The 23,189-nt window shown below is 59.4% G+C and carries 24 protein-coding genes and 1 tRNA gene; 20 read left to right on the forward strand and 5 right to left on the reverse strand.

The genetic code is table 11. The annotated features are described in order from the left end of the window. Positions 1 to 9: 9 nt before the first annotated feature. The 18 genes from HMPREF2978_RS04690 to HMPREF2978_RS04770 all read left to right on the forward strand — a co-directional run bounded on the left by HMPREF2978_RS04690 (position 10) and on the right by HMPREF2978_RS04770 (position 17,976). Positions 10 to 462: a hypothetical protein gene (locus tag HMPREF2978_RS04690; protein ID WP_070744345.1), complete on the forward strand. Its 453-nt coding sequence runs from the start codon at positions 10 to 12 to the stop codon at positions 460 to 462. Further along, a complete protein-coding gene (locus tag HMPREF2978_RS04695) occupies positions 459 to 803 on the forward strand; it encodes a hypothetical protein (RefSeq protein WP_246818724.1) in 345 nt (114 codons plus the stop codon). Before HMPREF2978_RS04690 ends, HMPREF2978_RS04695 begins: the two co-directional genes overlap by 4 nt. After that, positions 800 to 997: a hypothetical protein gene (locus HMPREF2978_RS04700; RefSeq protein WP_070744347.1), complete on the forward strand. Its 198-nt coding sequence runs from the start codon at positions 800 to 802 to the stop codon at positions 995 to 997. The genes HMPREF2978_RS04695 and HMPREF2978_RS04700 overlap by 4 nt, the downstream gene beginning before the upstream one ends. Next, on the forward strand, positions 990 to 1,226 hold the full coding sequence (locus HMPREF2978_RS04705) for a hypothetical protein (protein ID WP_070744349.1): 237 nt from the start codon (positions 990 to 992) through the stop codon (positions 1,224 to 1,226). Before HMPREF2978_RS04700 ends, HMPREF2978_RS04705 begins: the two co-directional genes overlap by 8 nt. Continuing rightward, complete coding sequence (locus HMPREF2978_RS13010) at positions 1,223 to 1,582, forward strand: hypothetical protein (RefSeq protein ID WP_143342271.1); 360 nt, start codon at positions 1,223 to 1,225, stop codon at positions 1,580 to 1,582. Before HMPREF2978_RS04705 ends, HMPREF2978_RS13010 begins: the two co-directional genes overlap by 4 nt. Before the next feature lie 50 nt (positions 1,583 to 1,632). Beyond that, on the forward strand, positions 1,633 to 2,277 hold the full coding sequence (locus tag HMPREF2978_RS04710; protein ID WP_070744352.1) for a phage tail tube protein: 645 nt from the start codon (positions 1,633 to 1,635) through the stop codon (positions 2,275 to 2,277). Between the two features lie 193 nt (positions 2,278 to 2,470). Next, positions 2,471 to 2,842, forward strand: coding sequence for a hypothetical protein (locus tag HMPREF2978_RS04715; RefSeq protein ID WP_070744353.1), 372 nt, complete (start codon positions 2,471 to 2,473; stop codon positions 2,840 to 2,842). 302 nt (positions 2,843 to 3,144) lie between these two features. Further along, positions 3,145 to 10,146 carry a tape measure protein gene (locus HMPREF2978_RS04720; protein WP_070744355.1) on the forward strand — a complete coding sequence of 2,334 codons (7,002 nt, stop codon included), beginning with the start codon at positions 3,145 to 3,147 and terminating at the stop codon, positions 10,144 to 10,146. 11 nt (positions 10,147 to 10,157) lie between these two features. Next, positions 10,158 to 10,934 carry a hypothetical protein gene (locus tag HMPREF2978_RS04725; RefSeq protein ID WP_070744357.1) on the forward strand — a complete coding sequence of 259 codons (777 nt, stop codon included), beginning with the start codon at positions 10,158 to 10,160 and terminating at the stop codon, positions 10,932 to 10,934. Positions 10,935 to 10,937: 3 nt separating this feature from the next. Continuing rightward, on the forward strand, positions 10,938 to 11,801 hold the full coding sequence (locus tag HMPREF2978_RS04730) for a hypothetical protein (RefSeq protein ID WP_070744359.1): 864 nt from the start codon (positions 10,938 to 10,940) through the stop codon (positions 11,799 to 11,801). Beyond that, positions 11,802 to 14,210, forward strand: coding sequence for a hypothetical protein (locus tag HMPREF2978_RS04735; RefSeq protein ID WP_070744361.1), 2,409 nt, complete (start codon positions 11,802 to 11,804; stop codon positions 14,208 to 14,210). Between the two features lie 454 nt (positions 14,211 to 14,664). Continuing rightward, positions 14,665 to 14,976, forward strand: a complete 312-nt coding sequence (locus tag HMPREF2978_RS04740) for a hypothetical protein (protein WP_070744363.1) — start codon at positions 14,665 to 14,667, stop codon at positions 14,974 to 14,976. A gap of 35 nt (positions 14,977 to 15,011) precedes the next feature. Next, entirely contained in the window at positions 15,012 to 15,401 is a 390-nt protein-coding gene (locus HMPREF2978_RS04745) for a hypothetical protein (protein ID WP_210398336.1), read from the forward strand. 45 nt (positions 15,402 to 15,446) lie between these two features. Beyond that, entirely contained in the window at positions 15,447 to 16,049 is a 603-nt protein-coding gene (locus HMPREF2978_RS04750; protein ID WP_070744367.1) for a hypothetical protein, read from the forward strand. Between the two features lie 56 nt (positions 16,050 to 16,105). Next, positions 16,106 to 16,954, forward strand: coding sequence for a peptidoglycan recognition protein family protein (locus tag HMPREF2978_RS04755; RefSeq protein WP_070744369.1), 849 nt, complete (start codon positions 16,106 to 16,108; stop codon positions 16,952 to 16,954). After that, positions 16,944 to 17,183, forward strand: coding sequence for a holin (locus HMPREF2978_RS04760; RefSeq protein WP_070744371.1), 240 nt, complete (start codon positions 16,944 to 16,946; stop codon positions 17,181 to 17,183). The genes HMPREF2978_RS04755 and HMPREF2978_RS04760 overlap by 11 nt, the downstream gene beginning before the upstream one ends. A 3-nt stretch (positions 17,184 to 17,186) precedes the next feature. Beyond that, positions 17,187 to 17,615 (forward strand): hypothetical protein, encoded by a 429-nt coding sequence (locus tag HMPREF2978_RS04765; RefSeq protein WP_070744373.1) that lies wholly within the window; start codon positions 17,187 to 17,189, stop codon positions 17,613 to 17,615. 4 nt (positions 17,616 to 17,619) lie between these two features. Next, a complete protein-coding gene (locus HMPREF2978_RS04770) occupies positions 17,620 to 17,976 on the forward strand; it encodes a hypothetical protein (protein ID WP_070744375.1) in 357 nt (118 codons plus the stop codon). Positions 17,977 to 18,030: 54 nt separating this feature from the next. Here HMPREF2978_RS04770 and HMPREF2978_RS13555 read toward each other — a convergent pair whose 3' ends face one another. The 3 genes from HMPREF2978_RS13555 to HMPREF2978_RS04785 all read right to left on the reverse strand — a co-directional run bounded on the left by HMPREF2978_RS13555 (position 18,031) and on the right by HMPREF2978_RS04785 (position 19,277). Then, positions 18,031 to 18,627, reverse strand: a complete 597-nt coding sequence (locus HMPREF2978_RS13555) for a MucR family transcriptional regulator (protein WP_070744378.1) — start codon at positions 18,625 to 18,627, stop codon at positions 18,031 to 18,033. After that, entirely contained in the window at positions 18,627 to 19,016 is a 390-nt protein-coding gene (locus HMPREF2978_RS04780; protein ID WP_070744380.1) for a hypothetical protein, read from the reverse strand. The genes HMPREF2978_RS13555 and HMPREF2978_RS04780 overlap by 1 nt, the downstream gene beginning before the upstream one ends. 78 nt (positions 19,017 to 19,094) lie before the next feature. Then, positions 19,095 to 19,277: a hypothetical protein gene (locus HMPREF2978_RS04785; RefSeq protein WP_070744382.1), complete on the reverse strand. Its 183-nt coding sequence runs from the start codon at positions 19,275 to 19,277 to the stop codon at positions 19,095 to 19,097. Between the two features lie 217 nt (positions 19,278 to 19,494). Between HMPREF2978_RS04785 and HMPREF2978_RS13210 the strand changes: the two genes are divergently transcribed. Both HMPREF2978_RS13210 and HMPREF2978_RS04790 read left to right on the forward strand, forming a co-directional pair. After that, a tRNA-OTHER gene (locus tag HMPREF2978_RS13210) sits at positions 19,495 to 19,562 on the forward strand. 481 nt (positions 19,563 to 20,043) lie between these two features. After that, positions 20,044 to 20,841, forward strand: a complete 798-nt coding sequence (locus HMPREF2978_RS04790) for a tyrosine-type recombinase/integrase (protein WP_168166440.1) — start codon at positions 20,044 to 20,046, stop codon at positions 20,839 to 20,841. 557 nt (positions 20,842 to 21,398) lie between these two features. Here the strand turns inward: HMPREF2978_RS04790 and HMPREF2978_RS04795 are convergent. Together HMPREF2978_RS04795 and HMPREF2978_RS04800 are read right to left on the reverse strand one after the other, a co-directional pair. Continuing rightward, a complete protein-coding gene (locus tag HMPREF2978_RS04795; protein WP_070744386.1) occupies positions 21,399 to 22,418 on the reverse strand; it encodes an AAA family ATPase in 1,020 nt (339 codons plus the stop codon). Between the two features lie 96 nt (positions 22,419 to 22,514). Further along, the gene (locus HMPREF2978_RS04800) at positions 22,515 to 23,105 is read right to left on the reverse strand and encodes a hypothetical protein (RefSeq protein WP_070744389.1); all 591 of its coding nucleotides are present in this window, start codon (positions 23,103 to 23,105) and stop codon (positions 22,515 to 22,517) included. Between the last annotated feature and the right edge of the window lie 84 nt (positions 23,106 to 23,189).

The following is a 23,189-nucleotide window of genomic DNA, read 5'->3' on the forward strand; positions in this document are numbered from 1 at the left end:
GGATAGGCCATGGCTTACGCAACTCCGCAGGATGTCCGTGACCGCTGGGTAGGCAATGACGCACTGCCAGATGACAGTGTGCTCGAAGCCTGGCTTGAGGACGCTGAAACGCTCATCTTCGCCGAAGTGCCATCGGTCATGTCCCGTCTTACCGAAGACCCAGAGGGAATCTGGCGCCGCCGACTCGTCTACGTCGAAGCTCAGCTAGTCTCTCAGGTCATGCGCAACCCGGACGGTGTCCGCCAGCGAGCGCAGACAGCCGGCACATTCACCGACTCTGTCACCTACGGCACGGAGACCATCGCCCAGGCAATGACTCTGACCCCTGCCCACCGCTCCATCCTCTCCGGAGGTGGAAACAAACACGTCGGCATCGACATGACCCCAGAACACTCGCAGCACTCGCTGGACACAGCCTGGGTCAACGGTCCACGGGGCACGGAGCCTAGGGGGAGAGCATGACCACACCGTTCCCGCTGCGCCACACAGTGCGAAAAATCAGCCGCACAATCACCGGCCGCAACAAGCTGGGCAACGCTGTCACCGAGGAGACCACCTCTGAGGTGCGTGTTGCAGGATGGGCTCAGCCAAGCTCAGACGAGCCCAAGCAGGCCGGACATGAGCGCTTGACCGTAGACCTTGAGATTTACGCGCCTCCAGAAACCTTTAACGAAGGAGACGCCGTCGACATCCCCGGATACGGGACTCTCGAAGTCATTGGCCACCCAGAGAACTACTCGCATTCCCCTTTCGGCTGGGACCCCGGCCTCGTCGTCGTCAACACACGAAGGAAGGACCGATGAGAAAACCACTGTTTCGCGTCTACCACGCCGAGGGCTACGACCGGCTTCAGACGGACGGCACGCTGGACTTCGATGGCGGCTCCCTGCTCGTCTGGCGAGATAGGACCCGTACTCATCTCGTCGCTGCCTACTCACCAGCAGGGTGGATAACAGCCCACTGGGAGACCAAGGAAGAGGAGGACGAAGATGGCTAGAGCCAGATATGAGTCCAATAAAGCTGGTCTAGAAGAACTCGCGCGCAGCTCCATGGCACAAGGCATCGTCCAAACCTACGCTGAGCAGAAAGCCTCGGCCGCAGGAGATGGATTCGTCGCCTCCTATAAGCAGGGACGTCACCGCTTCGTCGGAATCGTCTATGCAGACACCTTCTCAGCGATGCGCAGAGAGGCACGGGACAACGTCCTTGTCCGGGTGCTCGGATGATCCCCGTCCCGTACACCACACAAGACCTAGCAGTCGCAGCACTAGAAGCCGCCGTCGAGGTCCCCGTGTCGACGGAAATGCCGCAGCCTCGGCCTTCCGAGCACATCGTGCTTAGCCGAATCGGCGGAGCACCTAGATCCATCGCGACCAATGACCCTCGATTCCTCATCGAGTGCTACGCCCGCGATGCACTAGAGGCCGAAGCTCTCGCGGAAAAAGCCCAGCACGCCTGGGTACACCTTCGGGGAAACGGCATCGTTCGCGGCTACACCGACCATAATCTGGCTCCCTATCCGTCCCCGGATGTTGAGCACACCCGATTTCAATTCACCGGCGCTCTAAAGCTTCGTCTGTAGGGCGCCATTCCTTTCAGGCCCGGCTCACACAATCTGAAAGGACATGCCTCATGATCAATGTCAATAACTCCTTTGTAGGCACCCCGGCACTTGACGGCGGCGTCTACTTCCGCGCGCCCCTGGGCACGGCTCTGCCGAAGACCGTTCTCGAATCCCTGGACAAGGCTTTCGAGGACCACGGCGCAGTCGGCGAAGACGGCTTCTCTGTCACGCCGACCCGCAACAACAACGACATCCGCATGATGGGCGGCGACGTCTTCCGCACCATCCAGTCCGAGTACGGCGTCGAAGTCGTGCTCACGCTCCTGGAGGATGACACCGAGGCAGTCGTTAAGACCACATTCGGCGACTCCAAGACCACCAAGAAGAAGATCGACGAGGGAGGAATCGAGCGCACGGTTTACTACTCCTCTGACCCGCTGCCGATTTCCTCCCACGTCCTCAAGGCCGTAGATGGCGACAAGACCAACCTCTACATCATTGAGCGCGGCCAAGTCGTCTCTGTCGGCGAGCGCCGCGTCGCTCACTCCGACGTCACTCGCACCGAGGTGACCATCCGCGCTTACAAGTCCACCGACCCGGAGCTCAAGGGCGCCAACGTCGTCGAGCGCCGTTACGACCCCAACGCGACCGAAGACGAAGCGGACGGGACCACCGAGAACGAGGGCCCAACGGACGCTGAAGCAACCTCCTAAACGACTGGCTGACGAGTAAACCCATCGACCCCGGGGCATGGCAGCGGGGGATAAAAATCACTGCCACCACTTCTCGTCCCGATGTTCGTGGGAAATCTCCATCCCATTGAGCCGGGCCTGCCCACGTCATCGGGGCGGGCCTTAAGACTTCGGCCCGGCTCGCCACACACCAAACCGAAAGGACCGGCTCACCGTGTCTCTGAAAATTCAGCACATCACCGACAACGTACAGACCTACACCATCCCGGCAGCAGGATCTGACGACACCTTCGTCGAAGTAACCATCCCCGACTTCGACTGCCAGCCACAGGTCGACCTGCAGGCGCTCGAAGACAAAACCAAGAAGCAGAACGTGCAGATCTTCCACACCGAGGGAATCCGCCTAGTCCTCAAGCACTACAACCCAAACGAGGAAGACGCGATTAACCAGCTCGTTACCCGCCAGCTCATGGAAATCGGCAACGACTGGGTCAAGTCCGATAAGTCCGGACTGCTTAGCGGTGGTGATACGGGGGAAGCCGACTCTTCCAAGTCCTCCGCCTCCTCAAAGAAGAAAAAGAACTAGCGGCTGCACTCACCATAGACCTCATGCAGCGCGGTCTCAGCCTCAGCATGATTGGCCGCGGCCTGTCATGGGCAGATATCTGGATATGGCTGACCAATCCACCTGCAGGCAGCCAAGTCGCTGCATGGGGAGTCAGGCAAGAAAAGCCCACCGCGCGCGACTCCTCACCGACCGCAAAACCCCCGGCTCAACCACCCCCGCGCACCCCGCATCGCCCGCAACTATCCGCGAGCGAAGTACGCGCACGGGTCGCTCAACGCACCGAATAGCCCACCAGGGCGCTGACTGAAAGGCGGAACACAATGGCTACAGAGCTCGGCACCGGCTGGATCCGAATCGCCCCCGACGTCTCCAAAATCACCCCAGAAGTCGCCAAAGCCCTCGACGCCACACAAAAGACGGCCGACGCTTCCGGAAAAGGAATGGGCGCGAAAATCGTAGGCGGACTCCGCGGCATCATGAAAACCGGAATGATCTCCGTCGGCACCGCCGCTGGAGCCAGCCTCGGAGCATCCATCACCAAGGGTGTTGGCCGCCTGACAGCCATTGAAAACGCGGAAGCCAAGCTAACCGGCCTCGGAAACTCCGCCAACGACGTCTCCGCCATTATGGGAAACGCCCTCACATCCGTGAAGGGAACGGCCTACGGACTCGACGCTGCGGCCACTACCGCGGCTATGGTCGTCGCCTCCGGAATCGCGCCGGGCAAAGAGCTTGAGCAGGTTCTCACGACTGTGGCTGATACCGCGGGCATCGCCGGGGCAAGCATGGATGAGATGGGTGCGATCTTCGGCTCCGTCGCGGCGCGTGGAAAGCTCCAGGGCGATGACCTGATGCAGCTGACGTCTCGCGGTATTCCTGTGCTTCAAATGCTGGGCGACGAGCTGGGCAAGACCTCGGAGGAAATCTCCGACATGGTCTCTGCCGGAGAAATCGACTTCCAAACCTTTGAGTCTGCGCTTCGAAATCACATTGGTGGTGCAGCCCAAGAAGCAGGTAAGACCACTAGCGGTTCGTTCTCCAACATGTGGGCTGCGGCTTCGCGCTTTGGTGCTCAACTTGCAGGTCCGTTCTATAACCAGGCCGCCGGCGTATTTACCGGAATCACCGACTCCATCGATGGAATGGCCACAAAGGCCGGGCCATACATCGACCAGTTCGACTCCTGGCTCGGCGGTAGCGCCATTCCGAAGCTAAAGGAGCTCGGATCCGGTGTTAAGGAGGCAACCTCCGGATTCATTAATTCCAAGGAAATCCAATCCTTGGCAACGGGAACCAAAGAAGTGTTCTCTGAGCTTGTTTCAACTGGTGCGCGACTGGCTCCCACAATCGGGAAGATCGGCGGCGAGCTAGCTAAGGCTTCCGCATCTCTCGGTATCAGTGGCTGGCAACTGCTTTTGACCACGCTAGAAGGCGCTAATGGTGTCATCGGAGCTTTGACTCCGGGCATCGAGAAGCTCTCGGGCTTCATGGCCGATCACCCGGCTCTTGTGACAGCTGCCGTTGGGGCCTACGCCGGCTTCAAAACGCTGCCGGGCATCGTTGAGAAGGCCACTGGTGTCCTGGGCCCGCATGTGTCCCGAATCGGGAAGGTCAAAGACGAGCTCGTCAATCTCGGGCCGGGAATCCGTGATCTCAAGACCTACTACTCAGAGACCGGTAGGGAAATCGGCACTTTTGACGCTGCAATGCAGATGGCCGCGACGTCGGGCAACAAGACGATGTCTCAGATGGCCCGGGCATATACCCAAGCATCGGTGCCGCTCAAGGACCTCGCTGCAACCCACAAGACGGCTGCAGCCGAAGCAAAGGCCGGTGCACTACTCGCTGGCAATAGCTGGGACGCCGCGGATCGCATGATCGCCCAAGCCGGCCATAGCGTGGTCGGCTCCGTGACCAACATGGCGGGTACAGTCAAGGGCCTTGGCGCTGGAGCATTCACAGGGCTTAAGTCCGCAGCGGGTGGAGTCATAGACTACTTCGGCGGTCCATGGGCTGTCGGTATCGCGGCAGCAACAGGCGTCGTCCTTGCCGTCGTTGACGCCAATCGACGTGCCGAGGATGCCCAGCGGCAGATGGCTCAGGCCGCTGCCGAATCAGCAGAGGTACAGCGCGAGCTGGCAGCAGCAGTCGCCGGAACCACCGGCGAGCTCAATGCCCAGGCTCTAGAGGCTGCAGCTAAGGCTGTCGATAACTCAATGACCGAGTTCATCGCCACCGGCGAAATGCTCGACGGCTTTATCTCAAAGGTGGATACTGCCGCCATGCGCCAAGCCCAGACCGGTAAGGAGCAACGCGAAGCCAACAGGGAAGCCCGGGAAACCAAGAAGGCCTACAAGGAACTTAAGGACACCGCCGAGGACCTCGGCATCTCAATGGAAGACCTCGGCACTGTAGTTGCCGAGGGTGGGCGTCAGTACAACGAACTCCAGTCAAACCTCCGAGGTTCAGGGGAAGCCGGAAACGCCGCAGCTGACGAGCTCGAAGCTGCCCGCGAGAAAATGCAGGCGACTATCGACGCCGCCCGAAATATGGAGCCGTCCTTTGCACAAGCCGCCTCCGCTGTAGATGTGCTCGCTGATTCGGCGGCCTCCGGAGAAGACAAGCTTTCAGCACTTGAGAAGCTCATGGAGTCCATGGGGCTCGTGCCAAAGATGGCCGAAGAAGCCCTCATGGATACCGCCGACGCCGTCGACAAGATGGTCGAGTCCGCTGTGAACTCGCAGCTGCCCGTAGAGACTCTGGGAGATGCGCTCTTCGGACTCGACGGCAAGCTGGAGCCGACTAACGCCTCGTCCCGTCTGCTGCACGATAACCTGACAGACCTGCGGCATGAGCTACAGCAGGCTGCAGTCTCTGGAGCAGACACGCAAGAGGCATTCGACCTCATGCAGCCAGCCCTGCAATCACTCAAGGAACAGTTTGGGCTCACCGACGACCAGCTGCAGGAGCTAATTAACTCCTACGGCCTGGTGCCGGACACTATCAACACCGCCCTCAACCTTGAGGGGGCCGGAGACACCACCAAACAGCTCGCCTCAGTCTGGGCCTCACTAGACGGCCTCGAAGAGGGCAAGACCATCAACGTTGGCATACTCGATGAGAGCGCCGCGAAGTATCTGGACCAACTCGGGTACGACATCCAAGAACTCCCTGACGGCACCTTCGAGGTCACAGGAAGCACCGAAGAGGCATCCGTAAATCTTGAGCAGGTCGTCAACCGCATGGCGGAAATCGACGGCACCGACGTAGATGTTTCCCTCGCTCTCGATAACACCGTATTCGAGATGAACGCGCAGCAAGCGCAAGACCTCATCGAATACTTGGATATCCAAGAGCCGACGCCTCAGGCCCAGATGATCATCGACGAGCTGGAGCAGAATCACTCTATCGCCATGGGGGACCTCGCCGTCCTCGATGCACAAAGCCCAACCCCCACCGCAGACCTGGCTAAGCATCTGCTCGACAACAAGGTCAAAGACGCCGACGGAAAGTTGACCAACCTCGCCGGACGCAAGCCAAAGCCGGTCATTGATGCCGACGTAGGCCCACTTAAGAAGGCAATCAATTGGGCAAACAGCTTGCTGGATTCCCTTCGTGGCCGAAGTGTCACCGTCTCAGGCACCGCCGGGCACGCCCATGGCGGCCGAGTACCCAAGCTCGCAGCAGGCGGACGCCTCCCCGTCTATGGACCAGGAACCCACATCGTCGACGGATTCCTCGGCGTTGATGAAGGCGGCATGCCCACTGTCCGCGTCAACCGCGGCGAATGGGTCGTCAACGGCCGACGCTCCGCCCTTTTTAGCCGAACCCTAGACGCCCTCAACTCCGGCACAGCCCACGACATCGTTTCCAACCTCTACCGCGAGCTTCCACGCCTTACAGGCGGCGCCGCCCTCCAACAACAGCGAAACCAGGCCGCGCCGGGGCAGCTCCAGGCGCTTGCAGGCGGCGGTGTTATCGGCTCCATCACGGACATCGTGAAGAAAAACTTCCCGATGATGACGATCACCTCGACGCTGCGCAACTCGAATGATTATCACGGTATGGGCAAAGCTGTGGACTTCTCCAACGGGTATGACACGACTCCGGAGATGCAGGCTGCAGCGAAGTTCTTCGCAGATAACTATGGCAGCCAGCTCCTGGAGCTGATCCATTCCCCGTTCGGAAACAACATCAAAAACGGCAAGTCCGTAGGCGATGGTTTCGGCTTCTATGGCGCGGGCACGATGAATCAGCACCGGAATCACGTCCACGTTGCTGCAGACGCGCCGCTGTCGGCGACCTCGGCTAAGCCGGACATGAAGGTCTCCGTCGACGTTGCAGATGGCGGGTCTTCTGGCTCGTCATCGACAAAGACGTCGCGAAGCATGCAGTGGAGCAACGACGATGACGTCGACGTCAGCTTTGGTTCCGCTGACTCCATTTATAAAGGAGTCGCCAAAGCGCTCCGAGTCAGTAAGCGCCGCGAGTTTAAGGTCGGTAAGACCACGGAAAACCGCACGTCTGTCACTCCGTCGGATACGGATCCTCTTAAGGGATCTAAGGTCTCTGATGGTGGCTCCGGCTCTGGTTGGGGCCACGGCTTCTTTGTCGAGGAAATTGCCCGCAGCGCCAAGGCCCACGGCCTCCCAGAGCGCGGCGCCATGATTGGTGTCGGCACCGCTTTCGTGGAGTCCGGCAATCCGCTCAAGATGTACGCCAACCGTGCCGTTCCTGATTCGCTTCAGTACCGCCACGATGCCGTCGGAAGTGATCATGATTCGGTAGGACTTTTCCAGCAGCGCCAAGCTGGATGGGGAACGCTTGCGCAGCGCATGAACCCGTATCAGTCTGCAGGGCTGTTCTTCGATGCGATGCTGAGCAAGTTCCCTGACTGGCCGAGCATGGCTCCTGGGGCTGTAGCTCAGGGTGTTCAGGTCTCCGCGTTTCCTGACCGCTACGCCAAGGTCATGGGCGCGGCCTTGGAGGCCGTAAAGAACACGTCCCTGTATGACTCGGGCGGATGGCTGGAGCACGGCAAGCTCGCTCGCAACATGTCGGGCAAGCCTGAACCGGTCCTCACTAACGGGCAGTGGGGAGATGTCCACGGCACGATGATTGCTATTCCTCGCCTCGTCGGCTCGATTGACCGGCTCGTCCCGGTCCTCGCTGACATCGCACGTACTGGCAAGTACACCGGAAATCATGGCCTCGACCTTCCAGAGAACTCGACGTTTGTCGTCGCCGCAAAGAAGGTCTATGCCGTAGGTAAAGACCTTGAGGCTCAAGCTAAGAAGCTGGAGCAGGGATATATTGACGCCGGACGACAACTCACTGCCTGGACTAACACGAATGTCCGCTTCTTCGACAACACGGAAATTGTCATGGACGCGGAGGCTGGACTGCAGGCCACACGCGAGCAAAACGCTCAAGACCTCGACAATATCACCATTGCCGAGAAGCAGCTCGCCGAAGCTCGCGACAATCTGGCTAAAGCCCAGTCTGAGGATGCCGCGCTGTCTACCAAGACCCAGCGCAAGCTGGCCGACGCCGAGCGTGCTGTGGAGGAGGCGCGCAAGGAATCTATAGCTACCTCTCAGGACGCTAAGGCCACTCAAAAGCAGCAGGAAGCGAAGGCTAAGAAGCTTACCGACGCCGAGCGGAAGCTCGCGCGTGCCCGCGAAGACGCCGCCGAGGAGCTTAAGAAGTCCGGCAACGAGAACACCGATGCTGTCGTCTCCGCCATGGAGGACGTCGAGACCGCAGAAGAGCAGCTCTCCAACGCGCGTGAAAACGCTCAAGGAGCAGCGAAGCGCCTAGAGGCAGCAGAGCGCACACTCGCCGGTGCACGCCTCACAGTCGTCTCCGACCTTGTCACCTCACTCTCAGACGCCTTCGATTCCGCCTTTGAATCGCTGAGTCAGTACGTCGACCAAGCGGTACGCTTCGGCGGAATTATCGAGGAAACGAAGCAATCCATCTCCAAGCTCGCCCAGGAGCGAGTCTCACTCAACCTCGCCACGATTAAATCCCTCGGCGATCTCCGCATCGCTGAGTGGGACGTCGCGCGCGCCCGCATGGATGGAGCTATCGACGTTGCCTCCGCCGAGGCTGATCTCGCCAAGGCCCGCGAGGGCCACATCGTCATGGGAGCAACATCTGTATCCGCGCTGGGAGACGCCGTTGACCGCTTCCGCGTCCTCGGCATGGACGCTGCCGATGCTCTTGGTAGCTCTGTTGTGACCAACGCCAAGGAAATCCGCGCTGCCGAAGCTGCACTGGCAAAGGCACGTGCGACCGCTGCTATCGGAGAGCTGGAAGCACAAAACCGCGTTCGAGTCGCCTCCATCGCCGCCGCCAAAGCTTCAGTGCTCCAAGCCCAAAACGCGGCTGTCCTCACCGCCCACACCGAAATGCTCGCCAAACAATCAGCGCAGCTCAACGGCATGAACAATCGCCAACAAACCGCGCTTCAACAACGAGTCCAAGGCGGACAAAAGACCGCTGGCGGAATCCTCGGCGTGCTCGGCGGCCTCGCCGTCGGAGCCCTCGGTGTGGCCACCATGAATCCTGCGCTCATCGCTACCGGCATCGGGCTCGGAGCCAAGGGCATCGCGGACACCGCGACTGGCGCATCAATCTTGAAGAACCACGACAAGAAGGCTGCCGACGAAGCATGGAAGGCTTTGCCCACCGGAGACAAGGTCAGCATCGGCGTCGGCGCCGGAGCATCAGCACTAGCAGGAGCCGCCGGCATCGGAGCTGCCGTCCACACAGGAAACGCCGAATGGGCCACCGCAGGGCTCGACGCCGGAAACAAAATCTGGGACGCCACCATCACCGGAATGGCCGAACGCCAAAAGGCAGCCTTCGACAAGATTGACGCCGAGTACGCCGACGCCATGGCCTCAATCGAAGGAAAGCACGGCTCCCAACTCGCAGGCCTCGAAGCCCAACAAGCCGCCGCCGAAGCCGACTTCCAAATGAAGCGCGAAGCCCTCGCCGCCGAAGAGGCCTACCAAGAGCTCCAAAAGCGCATCGCCGAATCCTCCAGTAAGGCCGAGACCGAAGCGCTCGTCAAGGCCTCTGAGGTAGCCGCTGCGCGCCGGGAAGACCTTGTAGCTGCCGCGCGGGAAACGAATCAGCTCCTCAAGCAAAACGTCACCGTCCAGATCCCTGCCGGGCAGGCGTGGACTTCCGACCAGCTTGAGAGCTACCTGACCAAGCTCTTCGCAGAGTTCAACGGCGTCAAGGCAGACGTCGAGCAGATACGCCAAGACAACAAGCCCAGCGGCCTCGACATCATCATGGCCGGACGATAGGAGGACACACTGTGCTGACATTGAAGTTCCGCGCTCACACCGGAAAGCTCTACGACCTCTTCGCCCCGGACGCCGCCATCGGCGTCCCGCAGGGAGGACTCAAGCTTTCAGCTAACGTCACGCGCACCACTCAAGAAGCACTCGGCCGGCCGGGCAGCTTCGCTGCCGACCTCAGCTTCGGGGAAATGACCGGCTCGCTGATAGCAACTATCGATGCTGCCCGCACCTCCTCGGCAAGCCTTGAGCAGGTCTACCTCGGCTGGCTCGCTGCCCATAGCCTCACCCGCGAGGGCACATTAATCGCCGGCCGTGACAGACTCCCACAGTTCGACCGCACCGCCGAGGTCAAACTCGCACAGCAGCTGCCAAACCCCGACATCATCCCGGAAAACACCAGCGAGATAGAGGTTGAGGCCCAGCTCGTCGCCGAGCGCGGCGCATGGTTCGGACCTTGGCAAAAATCTACCGGCGCAGCATTCGTCGAAAACACCGGGCAAATCCCGCTCACCTACCGAGTGAGATGGAAAGGAAACGGCGGCCGCGTAATCCTCCCCTCCGCGGCCCATTTCACCCTGCCATCCACCTCAACCGAGCGCATCCTTTACGTCTCCGATGACGAATCTTGCATGGTCACACGACCCGACGGCACCCCAGACCGCGAACTCTGGAAAGCCATGGCCGGCAAAGTCCTACCGGAACCCATCGCAGTCGGAGACACCCGAGCAATCACCGTCCCAGCCGGAGCCACCCTGGAGTGGAGGCTCGGCTACGCACATCCCTGGGGGTGACACATGAACCTGACCGACTGGGAAAACCACACCAAGCACCGCCGCTACGTCTCACAAACCCAAAAAGCTTGGTGGGGGCTAGCCGGGCCCGACGGGGAACCACTCATGGACCTACCAGCCCCGCTACCAGATTACGAGATACCTGAAACGCACAACTCAACCTCTGCAGCCCGCGTGAAGTTCAACATCCTCGGGCGGCGTGGCCAAATCCACCCTGCCGTCGGCGCGCTTATCGACGAGAACATCGGCCCCACCGACAGCGAAGCCCGCCTACAGCCGGCCCTCCGCGGAGTCCACTTCCTCGTCTACGAAAAACACGGCGTCCGTCTGACCTACCTCATCGCCGCGGCCACCCTCACCGGCCCCTACTCAGCGCCCAACACACTAGAGATTCAGGCTGCCGACATGCTCACGCTCGTCGACGGCATCCCCCTCTGGTCCTATCCCCGCTCTCTCAGAGGTCAATGGGCCGAGCTAGACCGCGACTACGCCGCCGGCTGGAAAGAAAAACGCCAACTCCAAAACGTCCACTTCGCCGCCCAAGCAGACGGATTCGTACTCTCCGGAGACGCCGAGCCAACCATCCGCCGCGCCATCGTCGAATCACTCGACGCCACCTGGAAAGCCATCGGCCGCACCGACGACCCGCCCGTCGTCGTGTCTACAAAGACGTCAGGCAACCCTAGCCCCAAAGTCATGATCCGACCCGACGACGGCTTTCTTTGGCAAACACTCGCCCCCATCGCAGCCATGGCAGGCACCACCATCAAAGCCCGCATGTGGTGGCCAGGCGACCCAGCCGTCCCCGGACACACCCTCACCAAACCCACCATCGTCATCGACGTCGACCAACCCAAGGAGGGATAAATGTCCCACGTGAAACTAAGACCCGATGGAGGCAGCCTTACTGCCACGCGCCGGGTTTCGTACTACGTCTATGGACGGTGGTCGGTAACAACTCCGGAGGGTATCGAGAAGGAGCGGCCGGACTATCTGGACGAGCCGATTAAATATCCTCCTGGGGCTACCGAAGAGGAGAAGCGCGCCCTGGACCTCAAGCGCGAGTTGGAGCGAGATTCCTGGGATGACCGGCTGACCGATGCTTACATCGCGCGCACCGACTCCGGGGACCTTGGCCGCTTCGACTTCGGCTTCGTCCGTGCCGATGCCTCTATGGACATGAACACAGGGGCATCCGATGTCGAGCAGCAGATTCGGACCGGTATCAAGCGCTCAGACGGCGATATCTTTTTCCAAGCTGATGTCTCGGGCGCGGGCCTGGGAAAGGCCATCCCGAGAGTGGACTATGCCGCGGGCTCGACTGTCGACGCCCGCATCTGGGGCGTCGACATCCCTTCCCTTGTCACCAGCATCGCTGATATTTCAGGCGATACGCGTGTCCATCTCGGCGGCCAGCTCGCCGCTGATGCTGAGCAGCTGCGCTCGCAAAACGCTCAGATTGAGTCACAGATTGCTGCCGACAGGAAGAAGAACAAGCGGGAGATAGACACTGCGAAATCTACCGCGACCTCGGCTAAAGCCACGGCCGACGAGGCCAAGACAAAGGCCGATGAAACAGCCGCGCTCGTGGAGAATCTCGACATCGAGGGCAGTATCCAAGAGGCTCGTGATGCTGTCGATGCATCTAACGCGATTTTGCAACTGGTGCGTCAACTCACTGGTGCGGCTGCGGCTCAGGGTGCGCAGGCGCAGGCTTCCGCCTCTCTCGCGATTGAGCTTGCGCGTCAGGCCGAAGAGATTTTGGACCAGCTGGATCCGCTTCGGGATGATGTGGTGGCGGCGCACGCTGAGGTGGCGCGGTTGTCTGGTGAGGCGGCTAAGGCTGCTCAGGCTGCTGCGGCGGCGGTGGCTGCGGGTGAGAAGCATGTGGTCGCGGCCCAGCGGGCGGCTAATGCGGCGGCTCAGGACGCAATGGTGTCGCAGTCGCTTGTGAATGAGGCTAACGCGCTTCTGGAAGAGCTGTCTCCGCTGCAGGATGCGGCGCGGAAGTCCCTGGCTGATGCCCAGTCCTTGTTGGATAACGCGGGTGGTACGGGTAGGAGTCTCGCGGATGTGCTGAAGGAGGTCGCCGCGAAACACCAGGCTGTGCTGTCCGCGCATGATGACATCCTGGCCACCCATGGCGAAGTGCTGGAAATCCATGGTGAGGCTATCCGCTATGCGGCTATGGCGGCGGCTCAGGCGGGTGCGGCGGCAATGCAAGCCTCCCAGGCGGCAGCGGAAGCACTACGCGCCGCTGATTTGAACGCGCAAGCCATCGCCGCGCTCGCGGAAGCCGATGAAAAACTCGCGGAAGCCGACCGGAAGCTTCAAGAACAAATCGATGTGCTCGAAGAATCACAGCGCCTCCTAGCCCAGGCCCTCCGCTACGTCGCGGCGGCTGCCGCGCAGGCCGCGCAAGCCGCTATGTCCGCCGCGCAAGCCTCGGAAGAAAACGCCAACGCCATCGAACAGACGAATATCGCGGTCGATGCTGCCACCGATTCCGTGGAAGCCCTGAAAAAGACGAGCGCGGCGCGTGACGAGACCATGGGCAACATGCAGAAGTCGGTGGACGCAGCGGCGTCGGCGGCGGCTAGCTTGGAAAAGGCTCAGGCCGCTTTTGAGGACACGCTACTCATTCAGCAGAATGCGATCTTTTGGGGAGAGGTGCACCGCACCCGACTTTTTGACAAATCCAGCATGACCACCGTCACTGATAACGAGCTGATGACGATGACTCCGATTGAATCACAGCGGAAACTCCGATTAGATTTCAAGGGCATTTGGGCTGGCCGCGTGCAGGTTATTGGGCGCATGGTAGACGCGTGGGGAAAGAATTCACGTGTTGATTTCTTCGCGTATGGTGCCGGTCCTGGCTATCGACGGCTGATTGTGGAGCCTGAGGTGGTGAATTACGGCGTTGATAAAGTGCACATCGTTGTGGATATGTGGTGGCCAAATCGGGCTTTGGAGTTTGTGTTTGTCCCGAAGGATGGTCGTGGATGGGAGGTCCCGCCGTATGAGGATTCAATTCAAGGCGGCGTAAACCTCGGTCTCATGCATGAGGGCACGATGATTGTGTATTGGCCTCGGGGGAAGGGGTATCGCACCAGCCGTGCGGTGCAGGTAACCCCTGATGATGGAAAGACGTGGAAAACGTATTCAGCGGGTGCACTGCTGCCCGCGTCAGCCAGCATTGGCGGTTATCAAGTGACAGGTATTCGGCCTGTCCGGGGGGATACCCGCCCTGTCAAGCTGACTGAGCAAATCTAGTTTCGCCGATTGCCGTGAGGCTATACGGCCCGAACCCTGAATAGGAGGGAAAAATTTATGACTAGTCCTAGTGTAGATTTGGATGGAATCATGCCGTACGGGGTGACTGTCGTTGGTGATGGCACTAGCCGGATGGCGAAGGTTGCTACACCAGCGAAGCAGGCTACAAACGAGCGTTTATCCTTGCCTGGTGGGCCGGTGAGGGTGTCCGCCTCGTGGTCAGGCTCGGAAGCTGTGCGCTTAACCCTGGCTGGTGTGGGCTATCCTGTGAACATTCCAGCGGGGGGGGGGGGTTCCGTTCTGGGACGGCGGTCGTCGGCTCGAAGAGTGGCGACTATGTCTATCTGGAATCGACCAACAACGCGCCATTATCCGCGGGGGCTCGCGGCACTATCGAGGTGTACCCACTCCCACAGCTCTAACCGCCGGGGCGGTGGTGTAGGTGACCTCCCCTGTGAACGTTCCGGAAATCATCACCTACTCGATAGTGTCCAAAGGGACCGCAGTGGCGTTTCCGGGCTTCGGAAACTATTTACCGCTGTATACCGGCGTGCAATCCATCACGGTTTCGGTGCGTGGTGGAACCGGCTCTGTGCATCTATCGACCACCGCTGGGTACAAAACGCGGTATCAAAGCGTGAATATGGCGGATGGGCAAACAGTAGTTCTGCCGAACGTGGCCCGGCCCGAAGGAACAACCCGCTTCCTGTCGTTCTTCTCCAACACCGACGGCGCGGACTACTCCGTAACAATCCTGAAGTACTAACCACCGCGGGGGTGGTCTAGATGACTGCCCCAAGCATGGATCTGTATCTGCCGAAGACGTACGTCTTTAAACGTGGCTCGGAGGCGTATGCAACGCGGGCCCCGATGGTGCGTGTCGATGACGGAAGAAATTTCGTGTTTCTGCCGAAAGGCTTGTCTCTGGTCACTGTGATTGCTACCAGCATGGACGGCGCCAGCATGGAGCTGACCCTGAACCAGGGGACTGACTACTCAAAGACACTCGCCGCGCCGCCGGCTGATTATGAGGCCACAAAAAGGATTTGGACGGGCCATATCTCCAACCCCAGAACCGGCATGGCAGACGGTGGCGTGTACCTGCGTATCTACGCGGAGCGCGTCACCACCAAGACCATGAACAACGGCTCGGTGTCGATACAGGTTATAAACTTCCCGCCTGAATCTTAGCCACCCTCCGGGGTGGCTTTACTTATATCTGAAAGGAAATGAATCATGGAAGATTTTGATTTCGACGCCTGGGTGGAGGGCCTCAAGGCCATCCCCGAGGACCGGCTCATGGAGGCATCGGCGAAGCTATCCGCCGAGCGCCGCGAACGGCCCGCCCGCGCCGCCGAAGAGAAAGCGCGTGCTGAAATCGTGGCTGGTCTCGCCGAAAACGCGCCCGATTTGGTCTCCGCCCACGTCACCCTCGAAGAGGCGAAGGAAGACCCCAGCAAGGTTCCCACGTGGAAGAACCCCGGCTCGGACTTCCTCAAGGCCTTCCGCCAGGGCGCAGTCGTGAAGCACGCCGAAAAGTACTGGCTTTCGGAAACCGAAAACCTCAACACCTGGGAACCAGGAGCCGAAGGCGTCCATACCAACATCTGGCGCGACGTCACCCACGAAGTGCAACCACCGTCTCCAGTCACCGATGAATCCGGAGAGGTAATCCCTCAAGGACGACGGGATAACCCATTCCCGTTTATCGCCGGAATCCAGGTCGAGAAGGGAAATTTCGTTGAATTCAACGGCGAACTCTACGAAGTGATTTCTGGCCACAAGCTAGCCAACCACTGGCCACCGAATGCAGCACACAGCCTTTTTTCCAAGGCTTAAACCAGACGCCCTCTAGCCCGCGCTAGAGGGCGTTGCTCATAAAGAAGGAGGTACACGTGAAAGATTGGCTAAATGTCCTTCCTGACCGTGTCCGATTAATACCCCGACATTTCACGCCGGGGCGCGCCGGGAGAAAGATCCGGCATGTCACTATTCACCACATGGCCATGGTCGGCGGCACTGATGAGTGCTACAACGTCTGGCTCAGTAGACCAGCGTCTGGCCACTACGCCATCGACCCGAGTGGCGAGGTAGGCCAGCTCGTCTGGGATCGAGACACGGCCTGGGGAAACGCAAACCTTGTCTCTAATCAAGAATCGCTCATCATCGAGCACTCAAACGAGGCCGGAGCCGCTGCCGACTGGCCCATTGGAAAAACAACGCTGGAGACCGGTGCACGGTTAGTCGCTGCGCTCTGCCGCTTCTACGGCCTCGGCCGCCCAGTTTCCGGCGCGAATGTACGTTTCCACAGCATCGAATCAGGCGGGCGTACCGCCTGCCCCTACCACCTACGGCCGGGGCATAAATATCACGACCACTACATCGAGCGTGCCCAGTGTTGGTACGACGAAATGACTAAGCCTGCTGTGCAGGCGCCTAAGAAAGAGGAGGATTTTCTCATGTCACTTTCCGCCGAGGAGCAGAAGGAGCTGCTCGTCAAGACCCGCGCTATTCACAACGTGCTCTTCGCCCCGGAGCCGTCCCGCGTCACGGGCTCCAAGTTCAAGGCACCGTTGACCGAGTTCATCATGCAGACCGACCGCAAGGTCGAGGAGCTGCATGTGGAGTATCGAGGGAAGGCCTCTCAGACGCAGGAGGCTCTTGACGAGCTTGCTGAAGCCGTTGAATCCCATGATGAGTCACATGAGGTCTGCAAGATGCCGGGGGAGGACAATGAGAAGTAAGCAGTTTTGGCTCGACTTGTTTGAGCGCGCCGCGAAAACATTCGCTCAAACCTTACTAGCTTGGCTGGTCGTGGACCAGGCGGTCTGGGAGATGGATTGGAGGCAAGGGCTGGGCCTCGCGGCTACCGCGACAGTGGCCTCCGTACTCACGTCTGTTGCTTCGCTCAAGGTGTCGACTCCTGAGACGGCTAGCTTGGTTTATGTTGGCCGGCACCGTGCGGGGGAGTAGACCGTGAGGTGGGAGAGTATTAAACGCCGCGCCTCTCGGTGGTTGGTGTCGGATGCGGCAGGCCTGATGATTCTGGGCAGTATCTCTATTGCCCGGGGCTTGTCTTACACGCCGCTGCTGGTGAATCCTGAACGCAAGCCCACGCATTTCATGGAGAGTGTGCTTAATCCTCCGTCGTGGGCTGTGGTGTGGCTCCTCATGGGCGTGCTCTGTATCTGTGGCGCCAGGTGGCACAAGCTGGTGCCCGCCGCCGTGGGTGCCGTTGTTGGGCTGCATTCCATGTGGGCACTCAGCTTTATCTTCGCCACGATATTGGATGACCTGTCACGGGCTTGGGTGTCATCGCTAGGCTACATCGGCATCGCAACCATGACCCTCTACGCATACGGACGCGGCCAGACCGGTGAGCTGAAAATCGTAGACGGGAGGTGACGCCATGCCCGTAGATGGGCCACTGGCTACTATCATCGTCGCCGTCATCGGCGTCGCTGGCACAGTGATGGGTAGCGTCCTGACCGAGAAGAACCAGAAGAGGAAAGCGGAGCTGGAGACGCGTGGCCCGGAGTGGGAATCATTCACCAAAAGCATCCGCGAGTGGACGAACGAGCAGCTCGAGGCCCGCGACAAATCCATTAATGAGATGCGGGCTGAGATTGCGGAGCTGCGCGACAAATTGGAGGTGTGGAAAAGCCGCTACTTCGTTGCCGTGCATCACATCCGCCAGTGGCGGCTGCGCCACCCGGAGAGCGTTGACGAGCTACCTATCCCGGACGAGCTAGAAAACGACTTTTGAAAGCCCTTGAAGTTTGACCCTCACCCCTAGTGGGTGGGGGCCTCTTTCTGCGTTTTAGGGGGCTTCTGTCGCAGAGAAGAAATTCCCCGAACCACGCGATTCCCACCCAGGAGGCCTATACCGCTTAAGACGCTGATGGGCAGTCACATGCTTCATTCCCAATGACTCCGCTAGTGAGCGCACAGACACTGATGAATCCTCGAGGATTTTGTGCGCAAGTTCGGACCACTCAGGTATCCCAGGGGCAGCATTCAGTACGTCGATTTCCTGCTGCGTGAGAGGCCTACCCCTCCGCGATTTAAGAGCAGCCACACGTCCCGCTTTCGCCCCCGCAGACCGATTTCGACTAATCTCACGCGACGCCTCCACCGCTTTAATCGGGTTGCGGTGGGCATCCAAGTCCGCAAGGTGCTCACTGGAGTGCTTTTCCCATGAGCGGCGCATATTTCCACGCACCTGCTGGGATACAAGGGGCTTTTGGGCATGCAGCCCGTGACGCTCGCGATAGTCGGCAACCTTGATTCTATGACCCAGGCTGACATGGGTAGAGAGGTGCTTGAATCGCTTACCGCACTCATGGCATAGGAGGCCGTCGGGGGATTCGTCGATGATGCCGTACCGGCCATGCCCATCTTTATCGCCTACCTGCATTAGCGGCTCATCTTGCTAATCGCTTGCGGGGAGACGCCGGCGGCGCGGGCCACGCTGGCCTTGCTGGCACCGGCGGCGAGGGCGGCGCGGATAGCTTTGTCACGCTCCTGGCGGAGCGCGTCGGCTGTGTCGGCGGCGTCTTGGTATGCGGTGGCGGCTTCCTCGACGGCGGCGAGTTGGCGTGCTCCTAGGTCTCCGGCGGCGCGGGCTGATTTCACGGCGCCGATAAGAAAGTCGGCATCGTCCTCGCTGATTTCGTCCTCGTCGATGTCGCGGCCTTCCAGCTCCTCGATTTGGGTGATGTAGGTGCGGAGTGCATCTTCGGCGGCGTCCTCGTCCATGTCGAGCATGTAGTGCAGGGTTTCGGTGAGGTTATCGATGGTGGTCATGGTGGGTGTCCTTTCTGGTAGTGGTCTTGGTGCCCGGCGGGGGAGTCGAACCCCTGCTACGACCTTCCGGGCTGCTTCTTAGAGGGGGTTGTTGGCGACTACTCCCCAGAAGTCGGCGTCCTGGTTGAGGCGGAAGCCATTGTCGCCGGCGATGATGAGTTTGTCTGCGATGGTGTCCACGTCATGCTCGTTGGCGTATTCGCCGAGCGGTTCGATGATTTCGCGGAGGACTGCTTCGTTCTTGGTGGTGTAGGTGGTCATTTTTCTTTTCCTTTTCACTGTGACTCTCTGCCTTACACCTATAACTATACACCACCGGGTTGTGGGGTCAACCCGGTTGCGATGTGTTTGTTATCATAACCGGGAGTGGCGGACCTAACGCCGTCGAGTGTCGAAAGCCTGCAAAATCTCGCAATTTTTCAAAACTCTGAATAGGCAAGGATCGACTGCAAACATCGTGCAAACACAGTCGTCATTAGCCCAGGTGAAGGTCCATTACCTTCTCTCTACGGATCAGAAGGTTGGGGGTTCGAATCCCTCCGGGCGCACAAATAGGCAGGTCAGGACGTATTTTTACGTTCTGGCTTTTGTCGTTTTGCAACGTCTTCGCTGGTAGGGCTATTAAAGACTATCACGACGAACGAACAACCAACACACAGCCCGGCGTTGGTTTTCGGGAAGTATTGGGCACGAATTGGGCACGAAATTTGGCAGCACACGCAAGCTTGCCAGTGGAAGAATCCAAGCACGCTACACCGGGCCGGACGGCAACCGGTACAAAGCTCCTTCCACCTTCGCAGATGGGCTAAGCGCGCTGGCGTGGCTTGCCAGCGTTCGCAAGGCCATTGACCTAGGCACCTGGGAACCTCCCACGGTGGAACCTGCTCAGGTAATCCCTACGGTGGGTGAAATGGTGCAGCACTGGTTAGACAGCGTGAAGCTCAGCGTTAGGACTTCTACACACCGCAAGTACGCTGAAATAGTCTCTGGTCGAATCCTGGGCAACGAAAGGCTATGTACTATCCCCGTGGATAAGCTCACCCCGGCAATGGTTGGTGTGTGGTGGCAAGAAACCACGAAGGCCTATCCAGAGTCGCCGTATCGGAATCATGCGGCGTACACGAAACTGCGCACCTGCATCGGTATCGCCGTCGAATACGGCTATATTCAGTCGAACCCTGTCATTGTCCGGGCAGCGTCAAAGCGTCCACAGACGAAGCGCAAGGAACTACCGGCAACCGCTGAGCTGAAGGCAATCCTGGCGCACGTCCCGGCGCGGTACAAACTGGTTACCGTGTTGTGTTTGTTCCATGGCTTGCGCGTTGGTGAAGCTCTGGCAATCAAGACCGGAAACATCACCGTCGAAGGCTCTCAGGTCTTCGTGAAAGTGGAAGGGACGTTAGCCCGCGTGCCTAACGGCGCGGGTGGCATGATGATGGAACTTCACCCGCCAAAGACGATGGCCGGTTATCGAACCGTGCCAATCTTGCCTGAGTTCGTCGGCTACGCTGCTGAGCACCTGCGCAAGTTCCCAACGGCCCCGGATGACTTCGCCACGGTCACCGAAACCGGTAACGCTGTCTTTGATACCTCGTACCGCTCCATCTTCCACCGGGCAAGGAAGCTTGCGGGCGTGGATAAAACTATCACACCCCACTACGGCAGAAACTACCTGATTACCCGGCTCGCTGAAGCCGGTGCAACTCCGAAGGAGATAGGAAGAATCCTAGGCCAGGAAGATACTTCCACCATCGTGGATACTTACATGAAGGTGCGTGAGCACCGGCCTGTAGAACTCATGCTGAAGGTCAATCTGGCTGATTGACATTCTGCGTATGAAGGTTGTCAACCCGGTGGACTGGCAAGTGTCCAGGACACCGGCCTTCGTCTCATGCTCAGGCCGTGGTAGATAATCCACGCTTCGGCCCCTTCGGGCCGCCGCTGTGAGGTGTGCTGAGGGCAGCTCAGGACACCGGAACCACAATAATCAGCCTTCACCTCATGGTTCCGGCTTTGGTGGACACCGCTCAGGCTCCTTCAGGCCTTCGCAGCGGACACCGTGAAGGTGGACGCGGTTATTCCACCCTTCAGGCTCCTTCGGGCCTTCAGGGGACGGGCACCAAGTCCCGGCCCCGCTACGCTCTGCGTGCTCCTATCGGAACCGCCTATGCCGGTTCCTCAATCGCTAGTGTGTCCACCTAACGGCCTTCGCTTAAGGCGTTCAACCAGAACGCCGTTAATCTTCGGCAGCCTAAGGGAGCGTAGCGACAAGAACGAAGTGAAGTGGGGGATATATAAGGGGGGTGCAGATGCAAAATGCAACGCTGTGACCAGCGGAAACACTGAGCATTTGCACCCGTCTGCATCGGCTACGATGCAAAACTAGCCCTTTAGTTTTGGCCCTGGTGAGTACATTCCACCGGCGGCGCTGGACTTCTTCACCAATAATCCGGCCTTAGCAAGATTGGTGAGCTTGTTCCTCATGCCGCCCTCTGTCATGTCGAACTCTGCGCAAATCTCACCGGCAACGCCTGTGTTGGTGGTCTCCGAAGACTCGCAAGCCCGGCGCGCAATCGCCGCGTTGGTGTCCAGGGTTTCGCGGTTCCTGTCCCGGGCCTTCGTGGTTTCGTCGTATTCGTCAACGACGATAACACCAGGGTCAACAATCCAGAACTTGCGTTCAATCCCATCGCCGTAACGTGAGCTGCTTCGTAGAACCTTATGGCTCTGGTCGAACTTGTTGTTTGACGGATTGAACACCTCTACTTCGCAGCGGGTGAACTGGGTTGCTGCTGAGTTGCCCAGCGGGCGGTGAGACTGCTTGCCTTCGTACGTGGCATCAGAACTGTGAGCCACAACCAGCACGGGCAGGTTGAACGGCGCTACCGCTTCCTGCCAGAACCTACGCCACGGTTCACGTTCTTTTTCGTCACCGGCCAACACGCCGGTGGCGTGGTCAATCACGACGTAATCGAAGTTTCCTAGCTGAACAGCCAGGTGTAGCAACCCCCACGGCGTTTCCACATCGGCGTTGGTCAGGAACTCTACGGCGCTATCAGTAACACCTAGATTGACTAACCTGCCTTTGTATTCCGCTTCAGCGGCGGTATCAGCGCAGACAACCAACCCGCGCAACCCCTGCGCCAGCGGGGCAATCCTAAAGAACTCGCGACCGTCCCACAGGCTCGCAATCAGGCTTGCGACCACCATCGACTTGCCCACGCTGGCCTGTCCGTACAGCATGGTGTTGGTTTTGGTGAGTACACCGGGAATCAACCACCTATCTTCGTCGGTGGGTTCTTTTACATCCTCAAGGGGGACGATGCCCAGAATCTCCTTCAGGAACTCATAACTTTGCGCTCTATCACCTGTGAGCGCGGGGGTATCAACCTGTGCTGCCAAACAATTCTCCTTCCTCTGTAGGGCTGTATGCCCCTCTAGCGGTTTGTGGGGTGGTTAAGGCCCACCCCTTCGCCTTTATCGCCTTCTACAGCACCATTAATCTTCGTCAACCGGGACAAACACGGTGATTGGCTCGCTATCGCCTTCGCTCCACTCAGCCCGCGCAGGGATTAGCGGATTACCGTTTTCGTCAACACCTGCCATGCCGTCGGCAATACCTGCGTAGCACATGGCCTGAAGTCCAGTCGGTGTGCGTTTCCACGCTTCCAGCAATGAACCCTCGCGCTTATAGTCCTGATTGACCACAGCGGACATAGGAACCAAATTGTTCTTTGAGTGGCGCGAACGCGGCGAATTTACACCGCGCACGTGGTCAAGGTTGAGGAAGGTCACGCGGTCGTGCGGGTTATCCCATTGCAGTTGCTGGCCTGTGATTAGGCACCTGTCCGGCTCAGCTTTGAACTTCCTTCGAACGGTCTTAATCACGTCCTGGGCGCTGAAGGACTCCACGCGCTTACCGGCCCTTCGCCAATCCTGGCGGGCGTTGTGGATACGGCTTGTGTACGCCCCTACAACGTCCTTCGGCTCCTGTCGTTTGGCCTTGTCCTTCGCACGGCAGCACTCAGCGCACACGCTCTTGTAGCCACCGTAAGCCGCGTAATCAGCGTAGAAACAATCCAGCGGCATCACATCGCCGCAATCCTTGCACTCGCGCTTACCCTGAAGCGCGTAGACCTCGCGCCGGGTGTTGTAATCGTTTACAGAAATAGC

Origin of the sequence: Corynebacterium sp. HMSC074C01, assembly GCF_001814605.1 — a bacterium.
Taxonomy (GTDB): Bacteria; Actinomycetota; Actinomycetes; order Mycobacteriales; family Mycobacteriaceae; genus Corynebacterium.